The 17394-nt window shown below is 47.4% G+C and carries 12 protein-coding genes; 9 read left to right on the top strand and 3 right to left on the bottom strand.

Annotated features, from left to right (window positions below; all coding sequences use genetic code 11):
- Window positions 1-90: 90 nt before the first annotated feature.
- The 6 genes from rimP to OL444_RS03505 all read left to right on the top strand — a co-directional run bounded on the left by rimP (window position 91) and on the right by OL444_RS03505 (window position 9917).
- Window positions 91-555: a ribosome maturation factor RimP gene (gene rimP / locus OL444_RS03535; protein ID WP_264734613.1), complete on the top strand. Its 465-nt coding sequence runs from the start codon at window positions 91-93 to the stop codon at window positions 553-555.
- Window positions 556-571: 16 nt separating this feature from the next.
- Window positions 572-1819, top strand: a complete 1248-nt coding sequence (gene nusA, locus OL444_RS03530) for a transcription termination factor NusA (protein WP_264734614.1) — start codon at window positions 572-574, stop codon at window positions 1817-1819.
- Window positions 1820-1943: 124 nt separating this feature from the next.
- Window positions 1944-5648, top strand: coding sequence for a translation initiation factor IF-2 (infB, locus tag OL444_RS03525; RefSeq protein ID WP_264734615.1), 3705 nt, complete (start codon window positions 1944-1946; stop codon window positions 5646-5648).
- A 180-nt stretch (window positions 5649-5828) separates the two neighbouring features.
- Window positions 5829-7214, top strand: a complete 1386-nt coding sequence (locus tag OL444_RS31765; RefSeq protein WP_307734765.1) for a peptidylprolyl isomerase — start codon at window positions 5829-5831, stop codon at window positions 7212-7214.
- 245 nt (window positions 7215-7459) lie between these two features.
- A complete protein-coding gene (locus OL444_RS03510) occupies window positions 7460-9187 on the top strand; it encodes an amidophosphoribosyltransferase (protein WP_264734616.1) in 1728 nt (575 codons plus the stop codon).
- Window positions 9188-9422: 235 nt separating this feature from the next.
- On the top strand, window positions 9423-9917 hold the full coding sequence (locus OL444_RS03505) for a SixA phosphatase family protein (protein WP_264734617.1): 495 nt from the start codon (window positions 9423-9425) through the stop codon (window positions 9915-9917).
- Here OL444_RS03505 and proC read toward each other — a convergent pair.
- Window positions 9914-10711, bottom strand: a complete 798-nt coding sequence (gene proC, locus OL444_RS03500; RefSeq protein ID WP_264734618.1) for a pyrroline-5-carboxylate reductase — start codon at window positions 10709-10711, stop codon at window positions 9914-9916. The two genes, OL444_RS03505 and proC, sit on opposite strands and share 4 nt — an antisense overlap.
- Window positions 10712-10851: 140 nt before the next feature.
- On the opposite strand from proC, the gene OL444_RS03495 reads away from it, so the two are divergent.
- The gene (locus tag OL444_RS03495) at window positions 10852-14136 is read left to right on the top strand and encodes a DEAD/DEAH box helicase (protein ID WP_264734619.1); all 3285 of its coding nucleotides are present in this window, start codon (window positions 10852-10854) and stop codon (window positions 14134-14136) included.
- A gap of 117 nt (window positions 14137-14253) precedes the next feature.
- Here OL444_RS03495 and OL444_RS03490 read toward each other — a convergent pair whose 3' ends face one another.
- Both OL444_RS03490 and dusB read right to left on the bottom strand, forming a co-directional pair.
- On the bottom strand, window positions 14254-14823 hold the full coding sequence (locus OL444_RS03490; protein ID WP_264734620.1) for an NUMOD4 domain-containing protein: 570 nt from the start codon (window positions 14821-14823) through the stop codon (window positions 14254-14256).
- 45 nt (window positions 14824-14868) lie between these two features.
- Window positions 14869-15936 (bottom strand): tRNA dihydrouridine synthase DusB, encoded by a 1068-nt coding sequence (dusB, locus tag OL444_RS03485; RefSeq protein WP_264734621.1) that lies wholly within the window; start codon window positions 15934-15936, stop codon window positions 14869-14871.
- Between the two features lie 206 nt (window positions 15937-16142).
- Here dusB and OL444_RS03480 point away from each other — a divergent pair, with 206 nt between their 5' ends.
- Both OL444_RS03480 and OL444_RS03475 read left to right on the top strand, forming a co-directional pair.
- Entirely contained in the window at window positions 16143-17081 is a 939-nt protein-coding gene (locus tag OL444_RS03480) for a CPBP family intramembrane glutamic endopeptidase (RefSeq protein ID WP_264734622.1), read from the top strand.
- Window positions 17082-17117: 36 nt separating this feature from the next.
- Window positions 17118-17366: a putative signal transducing protein gene (locus tag OL444_RS03475; RefSeq protein WP_264734623.1), complete on the top strand. Its 249-nt coding sequence runs from the start codon at window positions 17118-17120 to the stop codon at window positions 17364-17366.
- Window positions 17367-17394 lie beyond the last annotated feature (28 nt).

Genomic DNA, 17394 nt, shown 5'->3' with positions numbered 1-17394 from the left:
GTTTTTCAATCAAATAAAAATCCTAATTTTGCATAAGGAAAAATGATTCAAACGAAGGGGACGAGATATTGTCCCCTTCGCGCTTTTTGTATGGCAAACGAACACGTGATAAAAACTATCCGGGAATTAGCAGAAGGACTGCTGGTAAATGATCCCGACAACTTTGTGGTAGATATCAGAATTAAGCCCACCAACAATGTAAAGCTCTTTTTAGACGGGGATAAAGGGGTGCCGGTAGATAAACTGGTTTCTTTTAACCGTAAGCTATACCCCTTATTGGAAGCGGCAGAACTGTTTCCCAACAACGATTTCTCCCTGGAGGTATCTTCCCCCGGATTAGACGAACCGCTGAAACTTCACAGACAATACCTTAAAAATATTGGCCGCAAAGTAGAGGTAACCCTTTTGGATGGTTCCATAAAGGAGGGGACCCTGATATCAATTACCGAAGAGGTAATTAATATCGAAGAGCTGGTGGGTAAGAAGAAAGAAAAGAAATCAACCGATTTACAACTAAATGAAATAAAGCACACAAAGGTGTGCATCGTGTTTTAAAATATAACAACTAAACATGGCTAGTATTAACCTGATTGAGTCATTCACCGAGTTCAAGGAGGCGGAAAACATTGACCGCCCTACATTGATGAAGGTCCTGGAAGATGTGTTCAAAACACTGCTGCGGAAAAAGTATGGCTCGGATGAGAATTTTGACGTGATTGTAAATACAGAGAAAGGTGACCTTGAAATATTACGCCGTCGTACGATTGTGAATGATGGAGAAGTAGAAGATGATAATGCACAAATTGCTTATGCAGAAGCAATTAAAATTGAACCCGACTATCAGGTAGGTGAAGATTTATATGAAGAAGTGGAGATAATGGACTTCGGCCGCCGGGCAATACTGGCTGCCAAACAAACCTTGTCAGCACGTATCGGGGATCTGAAAAAGAACATACTTGTAAAGAAATATGCAGATAAAGCGGGCGAAATAGTAAACGGTGAAGTTTATCAGGTTTGGAAAAAAGAAGTTTTATTGCTTGATGATGAAGGGAATGAGTTAATTTTGCCTAAATCTGAACAAATCCCTACAGATTATTTCAAAAAAGGGGAGAACGTTAGAGCGGTGGTGAAAAAAGTAGAAATGAAGAATAATGCCCCACTCATCATTCTTTCCCGTACACATCCATCCTTCCTTGCTAAATTGCTGGAAATTGAGGTGCCGGAGATCTTTGACGGGCTTATTGTCATCAAAAAAATCGTTCGTGAACCTGGCGAAAGAGCTAAAGTCGCCGTAGAATCCTACGATGATCGTATTGATCCGGTAGGTGCCTGCGTGGGGATGAAAGGTAGCCGTATACACGGTATCGTTCGGGAACTCAGAAACGAAAATATCGATATTATTAACTTTACCACCAATATTCAGCTGTTGATCCAGCGCTCTCTGACACCTGCCCGGATCAGCCGCATGGAGGTAGATAACGAAAATAAATACGCTTCTGTTTACCTCAACCCAGACCAGGTATCACTGGCTATCGGTAAAAAAGGCGTAAACATCAAGCTGGCTTGTGAACTGACCGGTTTCGAAATAGACGTATTCCGCGATGAAGCACAAGAACAGTCCGAATTTGATATCGATCTGGAAGAATTCTCAGATGAAATCGAAGAATGGATCATAGATGAATTAAAGCGAATAGGTTGTGACACTGCCCGCAGCGTATTAGAGCTCACCACAGAAGAACTGGTACGCCGTTCTGACCTGGAAGAAGAGACAGTGCAGGATGTAAGAAGAATATTACAGGAAGAGTTTGACAAAGAATAAAGCCGAGCCACAACCCTTCCCAGGTAAAGGCCTTATTAGAAAGGGAATTGATTTTTTCGAGTTATTGTTTAAACGTAAAAAAACATCCGCCTTCGGCGGAAACAGGGGAGGCCCGAAATACGATATGCCTGAAACAACAAACAACACACCACGATTGCTGGCTGCAGCCAAGGAGTTTAATATTGGTAAGGAAACCCTGATCGATTTCCTTGGCAATAAAGGCTTTGACATGGGCGGCTTTGGTTCACCAAATGCCCGCCTTACGGCTGTTATGTACTCAGCACTGCAGTCGGAGTTCCAGCAGGATAAGGCTAATAAACGCAAAAGCGATCAGATAGCCCTGCCTAAAGGAAGCGTGTTAGAAACGATGAAGAAGAAGGAGAAGGAGGAAGCGGAAGCGGCGGCTAAAAAGAAAGATAATAAAGAAAAAGAAGAGGCAGCTCCTGCTACAGAAGCACCTAAACAAGAACCCAAGCCTGAACCTAAACCGGAACCCAAACAGGAACCCGTGAAGGTAACTCCTAAACAGGAGCCACAGGCCGTTGTTGTACCAACACCACCTCCTCCGGCCAGGGAGAAAGAAGAACCGAAACCGGAACCGCCCGTTGTTACAGCTCCCCCTGTTGCGGAAGTTCCTAAGGCACCGGTTACTCCAACACCTCCGCCACCAACTCCGGAATCCGAAGTAGTAAAAACCGAAGCACCCAAAATTAATGGGCCTAAAGTCATTACCACCATCGATCTGGACGCATTAAACCGCAATAAAAAACCTGTTGCCAGAAAAGCAGAACCGGAAGTACCAGCTACTCCGGCACCGGCTCCACAAGCAGAAGCAGTAAAACCTCCGGTTCCTGTTGTTCCTCCAAAGGAAAACAAACCGGAACCTGTTACGCCTCCTGTTGCGGAAAAACAACCGGAACCGAAACCGGAACCTGCTCCTCCAGTACAGGAACCAACACCAGCACCGGCTCCTAAGGCCGAAAAAGCTGATATTGCCGAAAAAGTGGAAAAACCAGCTCCAGCTCCTAAAGCTGAAACCACTCCGCCGGCAGAGAAAGTAGCGAAAACAGACCAAACCGATACGACAGCAAAAACGGAAAAAGCCGCACCGGTTGAAGATAAACCTGTAGTTAAAAAAGTGGAAGAAGTATTACAAGAGGCAAAACCGGCTGCAGCTAAAGAACCGGCGCACATTCCTGTTAAACAAGCCGTAAAGGAAGATCAGCACAAAACCACTGTTGCCGATAACAATACCAGTCAGCCAACACCTCCTCCTGCACAGGATGAGCCTTCCGGCGCTGCCGTTATCGAAAACATCCAGGCGGAAAAATTAACCGGTCCTAAAGTGATCGGTAAAATTGACCTGCCGGTTCAATCAGACAGACGCGATAACAATAAAAATAACTTTAGCCGGGACGAGAAACGCAAACGCAAGCGTATCATCGTGGAAAAGAAACCTGAACCCGTTCAGCCTAAAGATTTCAAAGAAGGAGACCGCAAGGATACTCCTCCAGGTGAACATCGCCCTCACCAACATGGCGGACAAGGCGGCAACCGCCCTCACCATGGTGGCGACAACCGCGGCGGTGGACATCAAGGTGGCGGCAATCGTCAGCATGGCGATAACCGTAACCACAACCGTACCGGCGGTGGCGGTGGAAATACCGGCACAGGCGGCGGCGGATACAACAAACCTGCCGGTCAGGGCCAGGGTGGTGGCTTCAACAGAACTCCGGGCCAAGGTACCGGAACTGGTGGCAACAGACCCGGCGGACACAGCGGTGGCGGTTATAACCGTACAGGCGGCCCTGGTGGCAACAGACCTGGCGGTGGTGGTAACTTCAACAGACCCGGACAAGGCGGCGGATATAACAGAAATGCCGGCCCTGGCGGTCACCGTGGTGATGACAAACGTGCAGAAGACAAGGAAATCGATAAAAACGAAATCCAGAATAAGATCAAGGAAACAATGGCCAAACTCGGTGGTGGTGGTCGCGGTAAAAACGTGAAAGCCAAACACCGTAGAGAAAAACGTGAGGAAAGAGCACACCAGAAAGCGAAAGAGGGCAACGAAGACAACAAACTGCAGGTAACGGAATTCGTTTCCGTAAGCGAACTCGCTAACCTGATGGATGTAAGCTTCGCCGAAGTGATCTCCAAGTGTATGGGTCTCGGTATCATGGTGTCCATTAACCAACGTCTGGATGCGGAAGTAATAGAACTGGTAGCCGGCGAATTTGGCTACGAAGTGGAATTCATCGGACTGGAAGATGCAGAAGAAACTGATGATGAAGATGAAGTAGATGATCCGGCAGACCTGGTACCTCGTGCTCCGATCGTTACGATCATGGGTCACGTAGACCATGGTAAAACCTCCCTGCTCGACTATATCCGCAGCGCCAATGTGGTAGCGGGTGAAGCAGGTGGTATCACCCAGCACATCGGTGCTTACCAGGTGACTACTGCTACCGGTAAGAAAATTACCTTCCTCGATACACCTGGTCACGAAGCCTTTACGGCGATGCGTGCCCGTGGTGCCAAAGCAGCAGATATCGCTGTTATCGTGGTAGCAGCAGATGACGCCATCATGCCACAGACAAGAGAAGCGATCTCCCACTCACAGGCCGCCGGTCTGCCAATGGTATTCGCTATCAACAAAGTGGATAAAGATGGTGCCAATCCAGAAAAAATCAAAGAACAACTGGCTCAGTTGAACCTCCTCGTAGAAGACTGGGGTGGTAAATACCAAAGCCAGGAAATATCTGCGAAAAACGGACTTAACATCGATGTACTCCTTGAAAAGATCCTGTTGGAAGCAGAACTGCTGGAACTGAAAGCCAACCCAGACCGTGAAGCATCCGGTAGTATCGTGGAAGCTTCCCTGGATAAAGGCCGCGGTTACGTAGCATCCCTGCTGGTACAAAATGGTACCCTCCGTCAGGGCGATACCATCGTATCCGGTTCCTTCTATGGTAAAATCAAAGCCATGTTCAACGAACGTGGTCAGAAAATGGAAGAAGCAGGACCATCCATGCCAGTACAGGTACTCGGTCTGAATGGTGCACCTCAGGCAGGGGAGAAGTTCAAAATGTACATAGATGAATCTGAAGCGAAAGAGGTAGCTAACCGCAGAGCACAGATCGTTCGTGAACAAGGTATCCGTACCAAGAAACATATCACCCTGGATGAAATCGGCCGTCGTCTGGCACTGGGTAACTTTAAACAGCTGAACCTCATCATCAAAGCTGACTTTGATGGTTCCGTAGAAGCATTGAGTGACTCCCTCCAGAAACTGTCTACCGAAGAAATCGTTATCAGTATCGTACACAAAGCAGTGGGTCAGATCACCGAATCAGACGTATTGCTGGCTACCGCTTCTGATGCCATCATCCTCGGATTCCAGGTACGTCCTTCTTCTCAGGCAGCTAAACTGGCAGAGAAAGAAAACATCGAAATCCGTAACTACTCCATCATCTACGACGCCATTGATGAAATCAAGAGCGCGATGGAAGGTATGTTGGAACCAAAAATCGAGAAGAAAGTGGTGTGCAACGTACAGGTGCGCGAAACTTACAAATTCGACAAGGTTACCGTTGCAGGTTGTTTCGTACTCGATGGCAAGCTGACCCGCAATACCCGTATCAACGTGGTACGCGACGGTATCGTGGTACACACCGGCGAACTCGGCTCTCTGAAACGTTATAAAGACGACGTGAAAGAAGTAGCTTCTAACATGGAGTGCGGTCTGAGTGTACGTGGATACAGTGATCTGAGACCAAACGACATCATCGAAGGTTTCGAAGAAGTAGAAGTAAAAAGAACCCTGTAATAAGGGAAAATAATATACTGTTGAAGCGAAGAGATAAGCCGGGCACAAAACCGCTTGTTTCTTCGCTTCAACAGCTTTAACCAACGACCTCCCTCATTCATCTAAACTTTTGTTAAATCCGTCAGTTGCAGCTTCCATACTGATTTTTAAATGGTTATTTTTGAATTTTACCGCTTTTGTATGAAGAAACTTTTGGCATTATCTGCAGGAGCATTGCTGCTTTGGCAAGCTTCTACGGCCCAGCAAAAACTGGTGGCAGACAAAATTATCGGCGTTGTCGGTGATAAGATCATCCTTAAATCCGATATGGACGGCACCCTGGCCGACCAAATGCGCAACTCCCCGGATGGTACTTTGCCTCCCGATGCTGCCTGCAACACACTGGAAATGCTGATTTCCCAAAAAGTGATGGTACTCCAGGCCGAACGAGACAGCTTACCTGTAAACGACGGCGATGTGGAAGCCCAGATGGAAAACCGTATCCGCTATTTCGAGCAGCTCTACGGCTCCAAAGAAAAAATGAAAGAAGTAACCGGCTACTCTGTATATCAGCTCCGTGAACGCTTTCGCCAGCCCATCAAAGAAGGGTTGCTGGCACAGGCGATGCGGAACAAAATCATAGAACCGGTAAAAGTAACACCCTCTGAAGTAAAACGTTTCTACGACGCCATTCCTAAAGACAGTCTCAAATTTTATGAGTCTGAACTGGAAATAGGCAGCATCGTTCTGCAACCCAAAGCCACCCGTGAAATGGACCAATACGCCATCGACCGGCTGCTGGACTTCAAAAAAAGGGTGAACAGCAAAGAATCTGAATTCGGCTCTCTCGCCATCCTCTACTCAGAAGATCCAGGCGTAAAAGATAACAAAGGGATTTATGTCCTGAACCGTAACGATAAACACACCTGGGATCCTGACTTCCTCGCAGCGGCTTTCCGTTTAAAGGAAGGAGAAATCTCTTCTCCGGTAAAATCCCAGTTTGGCTATCACCTGATCATGATGCTGAAACGCCAGGGCGATAACGTAACCGTACAACACATCCTCGTAAGAGCAGCGGTAACCAAATCAGATCTCGCTTCCAGCACTACTAAACTGGACTCTGTACGCAGCAACATACTGGCAGGAAAAATTACTTTCTCCGAAGCAGTAGCGAAATACAGTGATGCTCCTTCCGCCAAATTTGATGGCGGTATGCTGCAATCCAAAACCGGCGAAGGCGGTACCCTCATCACCATCGATCAGCTGGACGATGCTTCTGAAAGAGATATTGTGCTGATGCTGGATACCCTGAAACCAGGCAACATCTCTGCACCGGTACAGTTTACCGACGAAAACGGTCGTGCTGCAGTACGTATCGTATACCTGAAAACACGGACACAGCCACACCGCGAAAATCTTACGGATGATTATTCCCGCGTACAGGCCAGAACCCTGGATATTAAACGCGCTGAAGCCATCAACAAATGGCTGATCGAAAAAATACCAACCTTCTACGTACACGTAGATAACGAATACAAAGAATGCCGCCACATCAGTCAGTGGATGGCCGGATTAGCAAAAGAATAGGCTTGTCTTACATACATATAAAGCAAGAGGGAGATGACTGATATGAAAGTCATCTCCCTCTTGCATTTTGTATATGTGTTGATTCCTGATTTTTTGGCGTACCTTTGCGACTTCAATTTTCCTGAATGAGCGATGCAATCAAACATGAATGCGGTCTTGCATTTATAAGATTAAGAAAACCGTTCTCCTATTACCAACAAAAATATGGAACCGTTTTCTATGGGCTGAACAAACTGTATCTGCTCATGGAGAAACAACACAACAGAGGCCAGGATGGCGCTGGTATTGCTACTGTAAAACTGGATACGGAACCGGGTGTTCCATTCATGCACAGATTACGTAGCAGTGCACCACAGGCGATCGGTGAACTGTTTGGAAAGATCCGTGAAGAAATACAGGAAATAGAAAAGTATCAGCCGGAAATTACCAAGTACCCAGGTCTGATGAAAGGCCACAACCGGTTTCTCGGTGAATTGCTGATGGGACACCTGCGCTATGCTACCCAAGGCAAAAACAACGTAGAACTTTGCCATCCTTTCGTACGCTACAATACCATTCCTGCGCGCAACCTCGCCATGGCCGGTAATTTCAACCTGGTAAATGCAGATGAACTGTTCAAGTTCTCCAAAGCAGAACCAGGTGAAGTACACAAAAACAGCGACCTCGCGGCCATGCTGGAAACCGTACACCATTTCCTGACTAAAGAAGACGAAGAACGCCGCAACGGCCTGGATGTAAAACGCATCCTGCAACAGTCTTTCTCTATGTTTGATGGCGGTTACCATGCGTGTGGACTGATCGGTACCGGTGATGCTTTTGTGATCCGTGATGCACACGGTATCCGTCCTTCTTACTATTACGTCAATGATGATGTGATTGTAGCTGCTTCCGAAAGAGCCGCTATCCGTACTACTTTCAACGTAGGCGAAAACGAAGTACTGGAGCTGATGCCGGGGCATGCATTAATCGTTAAAAACAACGGTGAGTATAAGATCGAGCAAATCCTGGAACCGAAAGAACGGAAAGCGTGCAGTTTTGAAAGAATCTATTTCTCCCGTGGTAACGACGAGAAAATATATAAAGAACGTACTTCACTGGGTCGTAACTTATCCGGCACTGTTCTGAAGGCCATCGATAATGACCTGCGTAATACCATCTTCTCTTTTATTCCGAATACCGCTGAAGTAGCCTTCTATGGCCTGTTAAAAGGACTGGAAGATTATCTCAACAAAATAAAAGTAGAACGTATTCTCTCCTGGGGTGAAAACTTCGATGAAGAGAAACTCAATGAAATGGTGAACCGCCGCATCCGGATCGATAAAATAGCGATCAAGGATGTGAAGATGCGCACATTCATTACAGAAGATTCCAGCCGGAACGAAATGGTGCAACACGTATACGATATCACTTATGGTACCGTAAGACCTGGCATCGATTCCCTGGTTGTAATAGATGATTCCATCGTACGTGGAACCACGCTGAAAGAAAGCATTATCAAGATGCTGGATCGCCTGGGACCTAAAAAGATCATTGTCGTGTCTTCTGCACCACAGATCCGCTACCCGGATTGCTATGGTATAGATATGAGCAAGATGGGGGATTTTGTAGCCTTCCAGGCTGCCATTGCCCTCCTGAAAGATCATGGCAAGGAACACATCCTCCAGGAAGCCTACGGCCTTTGCAAGGAGTTAGACCGTACCAACACCCTGCATGCACAAAACGTAGTAAAACACGTATATAAGCCATTTACACCGGCACAGATTTCTGCGAAAATTGCAGAGATCCTGACGCCGGCCGGTATTGGTGCAGAAGTGGAAGTCATCTATCAATCCATAGAAAGCCTGCATGAAGCCTGCCCGAATAACCTCGGTGACTGGTATTTCACAGGCGACTATCCGACTCCTGGTGGCAACCGTGTGGTAAATAAGGCTTTCATGAATTTCATGGAAGGCAAAAACGAAAGAGGTTACTAAGCATAACCAATAAAGGTTTTAGATACATTACGCATGATGTGGTGACAAACTACATCATGCGTAATTTTTTTAAGGCATCCCTCAATAATAAAGCCTACAGATACCTTAAATGACTATTACTTTCCATGTTAATTTTATCTTAAATAAGCCCACAGCAACTGGCGATATTAGCCTAACAAGTTAACTTCCTGTAAAATCTGTATTTTCGTTTTCGTTAACTATCCGTTTTCAGGCTATGAAAACATTACTACTCATCCGTCATGCAAAATCCAGCTGGACCGATCCGGACATGGATGACTTTGACCGCCCCCTGAATAAGAGGGGGAAACAAAATGCCCCGGAAATGGCAAACCGCCTGTTGGAACGGGGAATGGTACCGGAACTGATCATTGCCAGCCCTGCCAAACGTACCCGCACCACGGCCAAAATAATGGCCGGGGAATGGAAGTACCCCAAACAGGCCATCCTGCTGGAAGAAGAGCTGTATCTGTGTTACGCCGCCACCTTCCTCAAAGTAATCACCAAAATTGATGATGATTTCAACGCAGTCGCCATTTTCGCACACAACCCCGGAATCACTGACTTTGCCAACTACCTGACCGAAGAAATCAGAATTGATAATGTGCCCACCACCGGTATTTTCGCCGTGCAGGCAGATACCAACTGCTGGAAAGATTTTGACCTGGCAAAGAAAAAATTCCTCTTTTTTGAATACCCCCGAAAGGACTAGTCCTTCGCAATTTTCTGGTACGAAGCTGTAATTCCTTTAATAAGAGAAGAACTGAACCCCTGGTGCTCCATTTCATTGAGACCTGCTATTGTGCACCCTTTAGGCGTGGTTACCTTGTCTATTTCTTCTTCCGGATGACGTTTCTCCCGGATCAGCAGCTCGGCAGCCCCCTTTACGGTTTGCGCGGCTATCAGGCTGGCTGTCTGGGCATCAAACCCTATTTCAATCCCTCCCTGGATATTAGCCCGGATATACCGCAAGGCATAGGCAATACCACAGGCTCCCAGCACTGTTGCAGCATCCATCAGTTTCTCATCAATACTTACGGTGGCGCCCAGCTGGTCGAACATCCGCTTTACATAACCGATCTGCTCATCCGTAGCATTTTTAGAACAGATACAGGTAATCGACTCCTGGATGGCAATCGCCGTATTAGGCATCGCCCGTACAATGGTCACTCCCGGCAGGATCTGCGACAGGTCGCCCAGACTTACACCGGTTACCACACTGATCAGGATATGTCTGGCAGGGTCAAAAGATGCTTTAAACTCCTGTAATATCTCCCGTACATTGTAGGGCTTCAGCGCTACCACTATTACTTCTGATTCCTGTATCGCCACGGCATTATCTGTCAGGGTATGTACCCCTGCTTCCCGCAATGCACTTAAGGTACCTGTGTTACGTTTTGTAACGGTAATATCTCCGGCTGCAGAAAAACCACTCTTCAGCAATCCCCATGCGATCGCTGCTCCCAGGTTACCTCCGCCTATAATGGCTATTTTCTTGGCTGACATATGAGATGATGTTTTTAAATTAAATGACAAATTACGAATTAAGCATTACGCTTTATACACAAGATTTTCAGGAAGATACCGGCATAGGATTCTGCGGTATGATTGCACGATTCCTGCGCGCTTATTCGTAATTTCCCCGCATGCAGGTATCACACAAGGCAGCAGCGTTCTACGCCCGGATAGGAGAAGCACATCATATCGCTGATTCAGCAGAGAAAACCCGTCATTACAGACTGATACTGGAAAGCCTTTTCCGGGATCTCACCCGGAAAGAATCCCGTTCATTCGGTAACCTGTTTGCCCGGATGCAGTTTTACCTCGATCAGCAGGAAGTACCGGCTGCTATTCAGCAACAACTCACAGCCCTGCGCATACTAACGAACAGGGATACACGCGGATCTGCTCCACTGTCTCCGGCCCTGCACCTGCTATGTATCAAAGCACTGGCGCAGAGTGTAGCGTGGTGTTATCAGGTAGCCATACCAGCACAGCTGCAGGAACAATATGCTGCCTGCGGCGCACAAAATTTATTGTTATCACACCAGCACAGGCCCGAAAGTATGGCCGTGCTGAAATGTATGATAACGGCGGTAGAGCCGCTATATACCACTACCTCCGGCAGGCCGGCATTTGTGGTAGCCGCCAAAAACGATGAGCAGGGGGCCTTCCGGTTGCTGCTCTCGCACATGGATCCGGATGCCATTCCGGTGTTGCACTCGCTGCTACGTCCCTACGATACCATACAGGTACTGCACTGCCGGCAGGAAGATACCAGCTATGCCACCACACCGGAAAGCCAGGTAATATTGGAACCGGATCTGCTGATAGATATCAGCGACCTGGCAGAATGCTTTACCCATAAGGGCACCAACAGCCTTTCCTATATTGTCAGAAAACTAACGCCTCAGCAAACCAGTCCGGCGATCCTGAAAGGAAACCTGGTAAACACGCTGCTGGATGAGATGTTACGCAACAGTGAGGTAGATTTCAAACAGTCTTTTGTAGCAGCCGTAGCAGAAAATGTATTGCAGGCAGCTGCCTGCGGCCGGGAAAAAATCAATGAGATGTTCCGCGATATCCGGCAGCAACACTGGGGTAACCTCTATCAGACGGTCAGGGAGCTACAGGGTAAGCCCATCCGGATAGAGCCTACTTTTTTCTCTGCCCAATTCGGGCTGCAGGGGAGGCTGGACCTGCTGGCAGAAGATGATACCGATCAGTCACGTAAAGAGATTTTTGAATTGAAAAGCGGCAGGGCCCCGGATTACAATACCTGGAAAAATCATGAGATGCAGGTAGTAGGCTATAACCTGTTGCTGCGTTCTGCTTTTGGCCGGCAACGGAAAGGTAGTTCTGCGATCCTGTATTCTGCGGCCGCCGATAGTCCGCTGCGTAATGTGAGCAGTACCCATCAAACAGAAAACAACCTGTTGTTGTTGCGCAACGAAGTAGTGGCCATGCTGTTGCGGCTGGCCGGCGGCGAATACGATATGCTCTCCCGGATTACAGCAGCTGCAGCCAAAGACCTGCCACCTTTTGCGGCCGCTCATTTTATTTCTTTTGAAAAGGCCTGGCAAACCGCGCCAGACATCGCCAGAATTTACTATCAGCAGTTCCTGGCATTTACCCTGCGGGAGTTCCTCCAGGCCAAATGCGGTATGTTTTCCGCCGTTCACCGCGAAGATGATACCGATGGATTCGCCGCCCTGTGGCTGCAACAGGAAACTGATAAAACCGCCCGGTTCAATATTATACCGGGACTTCGCTTCCGGGAATTCGACACGGTTAACAGCTCCGTACTTTTTGATATAGTGGTTCCCGTTAGTCATAACTTCCGGACCGGCGATACAGCGATCATTTATCCCCGCACCGGCCGGGAATTACAGCCATTGCAACAACAGTTGCTGAAAGGCCGGATTGAGGAACTGGGTAAAGACAAGCTGGCCTTCTCTCTTAACAACCGGCAAATGACGCTGGACTTTTTCAGCCAGTACGAGGAGTGGATCATTGAACACGATATCTATGAATCCAACTACTGGACGGGAGCTGCCGCCTTGTTTCATGTACTATCCCCACAATACCGGGAGCGTACCGATCTGATATTGGGCCTTACTGCTCCCCGCTGGCAGCCGTTGCAGCGGAATACCCCGGCTATGTTTAATACCAACCAGGAACAGCTGGTCAGACAAGCCCTGGAAGCGCAGGACTACTACCTGCTACAAGGCCCGCCAGGCACGGGCAAAACCTCCGCCTTACTCACGACCATCGTAGGAGAGATGGTAAAACAAAATAAGTATGTCACCATTGTGGCCTTTACCAATAAGGCGGTAGAAGAGATCTGCCATAAGCTGGACGCCGGCCATATTCCCTACCTGCGGATGGGTGGCCGCAACGCCGGTTCTTCTGCGCAGCTCCGGCAATATTGTCTGGATGGCTCCCTGGAGGATGCCCGCCAGTATATTACCGGCCAGCATGTATTTGTGGGCACCGTAGCCACCATGACATCCCGGCTGGAACTGTTGCTAATGTTAGGCATCCCACTGGATGTACTCATTGCGGATGAAGCATCTCAGTTAACAGAGCCACAACTACTAGGTTTGCTGATGCCTTACCGGAAATTTATCCTGATCGGGGATCAGAATCAGCTACCGCCGGTGATTGCACAGGAAACACATTTCTGCCAGGTAACGGCGCCGCAGCTACAGGAACTGGGCATAAACGATTTACAGGGCTCTATCTTTGAACGGTTGATGCAGCGTTGTAAAACCCAGCACTGGCGACATGCCTGGGGCATGCTGAATACCCATTTCCGGATGCATGATTCTATCGCGCTGCTGATCAACCACTATTATGCAGGACAACTGATGGCCGGTACTCCCGGGCAACATGCCACTTTTGAGACAGGAGACAACCGCGAACAGGTAGGATGGGAGCGGGTATTATCGCTAGGGCGTAAGGTTTTTCTTCCCAGCCCGTATGAGGCTACCTCCAAGATGCACCATACAGAGGCTGCCTGGGTGGTATCGTTGTTACATCACCTCAAGGCACGGTATGGCAGCGATTTCAGTAAAAATACGGTAGGCGTGGTTACTCCCTGGCGTACACAAATCAGTCTTATCCGTGAACTGATAGCGGATGATGAGGTGTTACAACAGCTAAATATAGATACGGTAGAACGTTTCCAGGGGTCTGAGAACGATATTATTATTGTATCACTGGCAGTGTATCATGCTGCGCAGATAGATACTCTGCAATGCCTGGGGAGTTTTGAATGGGAAACAGCAAAGATAGAAGTAGATCGTAAGTTGTTGGTAACGTTATCGCGTGCACGAAAACAGGTGATCCTGATGGGGCATGAGCCGGTATTGAGAGTCAGTGCACATTATGGAAAAGTATTGGGAGAGATGATCCGGGCGACCCTGTAGCCGGGTCGTACTGTCACTTCCGGGCAGTGGCGATATCCAACAATAACTATGGCCACACTAGCTGTGCGGCCATAGTCAAGACAACATCATATATGATCATTCCTGGGAAACCAGGCTTTAATCCAGTGTTACATGAGACCAGTTTTCACCGCTTTTAATACGATACAGCTGCATTTCGCTGATATCGAATTGTTCGGCAATCTGTTTCATGGTTTTTTTGCCAGGTTTGTTGAGTAAGCGTTTAATGTTCTTCACTTTACTCACATTCAGCTTCAACCCTTTAATACGGTTGCGTTGCTTTTCTTTATAGGCCAGCTTGGCAGGGCTTTTCTGCTGATGGTCTTCCATTTCCTCCTTGGTTGCCCAGCGGAGGTTGGTGGCCTTATTGTTCTTTTTATTGTAGTCCAGGTGGATTACATATTTGTAGGTTCTACCTGTTTTTTTGTTGAAAAGTTTAGCTACTTCGCGGTGCAGGTAGAGTGACTGATAGCTGTCGGCCGGCTTTACGTTTAAAACCGTATAGCCTTCTACGGTAGACCCCGTAAGCAGCTTACCATCTTCGGTACTTTCATGATAACTGATCACTCTCCCCATGTTGGATACAGCGTATTTTTTACGCAGGGCAGATTTGTTTTTAATCTGTAAGTCTTTCCAGACTTCATTTTTCAGATTTTTAATTGTGGTCATGTGAAAGTAAATTTTATAATTTTTATTTTCCCGGGGTATATCCGTTTATCCGTAAACGTTACAACCTGCCATTTCATTATTAGCTGGTGGAAAATCTTGTGCAGCTAATTGGGGGACAGCCCTTTCAAATATATGATCCTTGTATTCAGATACAACAGTGTCTAATACTTCCTCTATCTCTGCTAATGTCTTGTAAGTTACTAATTGTTGTCTGAATTCCTTTATATGCGGTAACCCTTTGAGGTAATTTGTATAATGCCGGCGCATTTCCAGTATGCCAACAATATCGCCTTTCCATATTACAGACTGACGCAGGTGCTTCTTGCAGACCTCTACTCTTTCCAAAACAGTCGGAGGTGGTAAATGTTCGCCGGTCTGCATAAAATGCTTGATCTCTCTGAAAATCCAGGGATAGCCAATAGCAGCCCTTCCTATCATTACACCATCCACGCCATATTTCGCTCTGGCAGCAATTACTTGCTCCGGCGTACATATGTCACCGTTACCAAAGATAGGAATTTGTATGCGTGGATTGTTTTTTACTTTTCCGATCAGTGTCCAGTCTGCATTGCCTTTGTACATCTGGGTGCGGGTACGGCCATGAATAGTGAGCGCTTTGATCCCCACATCCTGCAGTCTTTCCGCTACTTCTTCAATATTTTTAGTGTCGTCATCCCAACCGAGGCGGGTTTTAACGGTCACCGGCAGTTTGGTGGCCTTTACCACGGCAGCAGTCAGTTTGACCATCTTAGGGATATCTTTCAGGATACCGGCGCCAGCACCTTTACAGGTTACTTTCTTCACCGGACAACCGAAGTTGATGTCCAGCAGATCGGGGTTAGTAGCCTCTACAATCTGGGCAGCCATGGCCAATGGCTCTTCATCGCCACCAAAGATCTGGATACCGACCGGACGTTCGTATGGGAAAATGTCCAGTTTTTTACGGCTTTTGATGGCATCACGGATAAGCCCCTCCGAAGAAATGAACTCCGTGTACATCAGGTCAGCCCCGTTATCCTTGCAAACCGCCCGAAAGGGAGGATCACTTACATCTTCCATGGGCGCCAGTAATAAAGGGAATGGTCCCAGATCAATATTTCCTATCTTCACCATAAATTATACAACCACAGCTGTTTTCGCTGTAGTTATGATTTTATTAATTTATATATTATTCGTTTACAAAGCAGGGTATTTGCAGTGAATGGTCGCCTGTTTCAGTAGTTCAAACGATGTGATAAGCATTGCGAAAATGCTGTCCCGCTACTGCAATACTAAGATTCGCGCTGTAAATTTACGCAAATTTAATACAGTATTTCGTTATGACCGGTTATCTGAAACAGTCTCCCAATTTTCTACAGTTTGTTACATTTCTCGGTTTTTTCTTTGGATTCTTTTTCCTGTACATTTTTGCCCTGGGCTCCATCCTTCCAGCCCTTACCGGTCATACCATTGTGGAGATTCAAAATGGCGACCTTACCGACCCTAACCTGATCGGCTATCTGAAAATAACACAACTGCTATATACCATCGTCGTTTATTTTGTGCCGGCTGCCGTTTTTGCCTACCTGTGGCAGCCCGAACCCATGCGCTATCTGGGACTGCATACCTTCCCGAAAGCCTGGCCACTGGTACTCGGACTGATGGCACTCATCTGTGTATTGCCCTTTGTAGGCCTCACTGCCGAGTGGAATCAAACCTGGAAGGTGCCCAAAGAAGCCCGTGAAATGCAGGCGCAGGCAGAAAAACTGATCCAGGTGATGTTGCGCATGCCTCGCCTGAGTGATCTGTTTATCAACCTGTTACTGGTATCTGTTGTACCGGCTATTGGGGAAGAACTCTTTTTCAGGGGCGTATTACAACGCCTGATTTTGAACAGTACCCGTAAAGTATGGCTCTCTGTAGTGATCACCGCGCTGGTGTTCAGCGCCATTCATGGCGAGATGCTGGGCTTTATGCCCCGGGTGGTACTGGGTATCATACTGGGAGCAGTGTATGTAATCAGCGGCAATCTGTGGCTGGCGATCCTCGTACATGTACTCAATAATGGTTCTCAGGTAGTATGGATGTACCTGTTCCAACATGGCGCCACTACCTCCGATCCGGCAAAAGACACTCCCGTATCCATATGGCTCGCAGCCGTGAGCCTGTTGGTGACCGCAGGCTTGCTATGGGCATTGCAGAAAAAATCACCCGATGTAAATATGCTGGCCCCTGTAGGCGCAGCAGCGGAAGAGACAGACGAGGCAGAAATGGATTAAAAATTGTAATTTAATTCAGCCACTAAAACAATCACTATGGAAAAAGACTGGATAAAAATATTTTCGAGCGATCGCCCTTTTGAAGCAGAAATCGTGAAAGGCATGCTGCTGGACAATGGTATAGAGGCTGTTTTACTGAACCGGCAATCCTCTTCCTATAATATTACACTTCCCGGACAGATCGAGCTGTATGTACACAAAACGCAGCAGGACACGGCCGAAAGCCTGGTTAAAAACCATAACAATCTGCCTACCGGCGATCCTTCCGGTACAGATACAGAATAGGGGATTTGCTCCATCGGGTAATTTTGTA

Source organism: Chitinophaga nivalis (assembly GCF_025989125.1).
Classification (GTDB): domain Bacteria; phylum Bacteroidota; class Bacteroidia; order Chitinophagales; family Chitinophagaceae; genus Chitinophaga; species Chitinophaga nivalis.
Note: the sequence above shows the minus strand (reverse complement) of the source record. Positions and strands in the feature narration are given on the sequence as shown.

Bases quoted from the DNA above. Each gene is read 5' to 3' on its own strand.
- rimP (WP_264734613.1), top strand. From the start codon at position 91: ATGGCAAACGAACACGTGATAAAAACTATCCGGGAATTAGCAGAAGGA.
- nusA (WP_264734614.1), top strand. From the start codon at position 572: ATGGCTAGTATTAACCTGATTGAGTCATTCACCGAGTTCAAGGAGGCG.
- infB (WP_264734615.1), top strand. From the start codon at position 1,944: ATGCCTGAAACAACAAACAACACACCACGATTGCTGGCTGCAGCCAAG.
- OL444_RS31765 (WP_307734765.1), top strand. From the start codon at position 5,829: ATGAAGAAACTTTTGGCATTATCTGCAGGAGCATTGCTGCTTTGGCAA.
- OL444_RS03510 (WP_264734616.1), top strand. From the start codon at position 7,460: ATGGAGAAACAACACAACAGAGGCCAGGATGGCGCTGGTATTGCTACT.
- OL444_RS03505 (WP_264734617.1), top strand. From the start codon at position 9,423: ATGAAAACATTACTACTCATCCGTCATGCAAAATCCAGCTGGACCGAT.
- proC (WP_264734618.1), bottom strand. From the start codon at position 10,711: ATGTCAGCCAAGAAAATAGCCATTATAGGCGGAGGTAACCTGGGAGCA.
- OL444_RS03495 (WP_264734619.1), top strand. From the start codon at position 10,852: ATGCAGGTATCACACAAGGCAGCAGCGTTCTACGCCCGGATAGGAGAA.
- OL444_RS03490 (WP_264734620.1), bottom strand. From the start codon at position 14,823: ATGACCACAATTAAAAATCTGAAAAATGAAGTCTGGAAAGACTTACAG.
- dusB (WP_264734621.1), bottom strand. From the start codon at position 15,936: ATGGTGAAGATAGGAAATATTGATCTGGGACCATTCCCTTTATTACTG.
- OL444_RS03480 (WP_264734622.1), top strand. From the start codon at position 16,143: ATGACCGGTTATCTGAAACAGTCTCCCAATTTTCTACAGTTTGTTACA.
- OL444_RS03475 (WP_264734623.1), top strand. From the start codon at position 17,118: ATGGAAAAAGACTGGATAAAAATATTTTCGAGCGATCGCCCTTTTGAA.